Annotated in this window: 3 protein-coding genes; 1 reads left to right on the top strand and 2 read right to left on the bottom strand. The window is 63.6% G+C overall.

Annotation, left to right across the window (positions count from 1 at the left end; genetic code table 11):
- A partial coding sequence (locus EOA49_RS31600) for a nucleoside hydrolase (RefSeq protein ID WP_164749375.1) occupies positions 1–888 on the top strand: 888 nt, incomplete at its 5' end.
- Positions 889–1,371: 483 nt separating this feature from the next.
- Here EOA49_RS31600 and EOA49_RS31610 read toward each other — a convergent pair.
- The gene (locus EOA49_RS31610; protein WP_067318869.1) at positions 1,372–1,986 is read right to left on the bottom strand and encodes a LysE family translocator; all 615 of its coding nucleotides are present in this window, start codon (positions 1,984–1,986) and stop codon (positions 1,372–1,374) included.
- A gap of 91 nt (positions 1,987–2,077) precedes the next feature.
- On the bottom strand, positions 2,078–2,274 hold a 197-nt coding region (locus tag EOA49_RS31615; protein ID WP_245460861.1), incomplete at its 5' end, for an amidase family protein.

A 2,274-nucleotide genomic window follows, 5' to 3' on the forward strand; every position in this document is an offset into this window, starting at 1 on the left:
GCCATATTGCTGGCGCTCGGCAGCGCCGAGCTGGAGGTCGTCGGCATTACCGCCGTTGCCGGCAACGTGCCGCTGAAGCTCACGGAGAAGAATGCGCGCAAGATCTGCGAGCTCGGCGGCCGGCCCGACGTCAAGGTCTATGCCGGCGCCATCCGCCCGCTGGCGCGCGAGCTGGTCACCGCCGAGGACGTGCATGGCAAGACCGGCCTCAATGGACCCCAGCTGTCCGAGCCGACCATGCCGCTGCAGGAGCAATACGCGGTCGATTTCATTGTCGAGACGCTGATGCGCGAGGAAGCGGGCACGATCACGTTGTGCCCACTCGGGCCGCTCACCAACATCGCGCTGGCGCTGATCCGCGAGCCGCGGATCGCGCCGCGTCTCAAGGAGATCGTGCTGATGGGCGGCGGCTTTTTCGAGGGCGGCAACGTCACGCCTGCCGCCGAATTCAACATCTACGTCGACCCGCAGGCGGCGGATTTGGTGTTCAAGTCGGGCGTTCCGATCGTGATGATGCCGCTCGACGTCACCCACAAGGCACTGACCTCGGCCAAGCGCATCCAGGCCTTCCGCCAGCTCGGCACCAAGGTCGGCACCGCAACCGCCGAGATGCTGGAGTTCTTCGAGCGCTTCGATGAGGAGAAATACGGCACCGACGGCGGGCCGCTGCACGATCCGTGCGTGATCGCCTATCTCATCAAGCCGGAGCTGTTCAAGGGTCGCCGCTGCAATGTCAGCGTGGAGACCAGCTCCGAGCTGACCATGGGCATGACGGTGATCGACTGGTGGGGCGTCACCAAGCGCGAGAAGAACGCCATGGTCATGCGCGATATCGACCACGATGCGTTCTTCGCGCTGCTGGTGGAGCGGCTGGGGCGGCTCACCTGACTGTCAAAGCGGCCAAGCGAGCACACGTCGTCACCCGTTGAGCAACCGATAGGTGTCGACACCATGCTTGTGGTGCTGTCGCTCGATGGGAAGGACGGAGCCGACAAGATGGGGGTCGCCTCACATCGTCGTCGACAGATATCCGTGTGTTGTCGTCATCAAGGCGCAGATCGTAGGTGTAGTATAGATTGTGGCCGATCGTGCCGTACGGATTGATGGGCTTCACCCTGACGTATTCGACCACGCCCATCACGCGTTGAGTGGCGATGACCGGATTGGCCTGAAGCTCAACGATGGCGATGGATTCGTAGCCGCAAATGCGCAGAAGAAAGCGACGCCGATCACGGCGTCGCTGTACTCGTATTGCCAAATAAGCAAGCGATTCCGGAAGGAAACGTTTGACTTGTTCATCCTGAAGAAGTGTGCTGCCAAGCACAACTATTCAATAGGCGTCAAAAATAACTGCGACCAGAGTATTCGCTCTCATTTCGCCTTGGAGAACGCCAGCCAGAGCCCGCCGCCGACCAGGAAGCTGCCGCTGATCCGCGACATCAGCTTAACGCGGCTGGCCGAGAGCATGCGCCCGGCGCGGCCGGCGGCAAGCGCGTAGGTCGAATCCGACATGGCGGCGAAGACCATCGCGGTCAGGCCCGTGACCACGATCTGCAGCGTGTAATTGCCCTGTGGCGCGATGAACTGCGGGAAGAAGGCGCCGAAGAAGACAAGCGTCTTCGGATTGGAAATCGCCACCAGGAAACCCTGCAGGAAGAAGCCGCCGCGCGGTTTCTTGGCCGATCCATCGGGGTTCAGGGCTCCCTTGGCGCGGAGCATCTGCACACCCATCCAGATGAGGTAAGCCGCACCGATCAGCCGCACCCATTCGAACCAGTGACCCATGCCGGCGATCAGCGTGTTGAGGCCGATGCCGACGATGGCGATCATGATGGCGAGCCCCGCCTGGGTGCCGGCGACATTGGCAAGCCCGGCGCGCGAGCCATGGCGGATGCTGTTGGCGATGATCAGCGTGACCGTCGGCCCGGGTACCAGGACGATGACGATGCAGGCGACGACATAGGCGGCGTAGAGTTCCAGCGACATGTTTTCCCTCGAACAGGATCGCGCCGACAGGCGCGGAGCGCGATCAATGCACGGAGTTGACGCGGGCGCAAGCGCCAGCCGGTTGAGCCCGTCAGGCAGCCCCCGCCGGCCAGGGCAGCGTCGCCTCATAGGCGGCGCCGGCCTGGAGGACCGCCAGGTCGCCGCGCGGCTGGCCGATCAACTGCATTCCCATCGGCCGGCCCTTGCCGTCGAAGCCGACCGGCACGTTGAGCGCCGGACAACCGCCGAGCGTGGCAAAGGCGGAGACCTGCATCCAGCGGTGATAGC

It is taken from the genome of Mesorhizobium sp. M1A.F.Ca.IN.020.04.1.1 (genome assembly GCF_003997315.1).
Taxonomy (GTDB): domain Bacteria; phylum Pseudomonadota; class Alphaproteobacteria; order Rhizobiales; family Rhizobiaceae; genus Mesorhizobium.

What these genes read in the sequence shown, in the direction of transcription:
- EOA49_RS31610 (WP_067318869.1), bottom strand. Translation starts at nt 1,986, where the DNA reads ATGTCGCTGGAACTCTACGCCGCCTATGTCGTCGCCTGCATCGTCATC.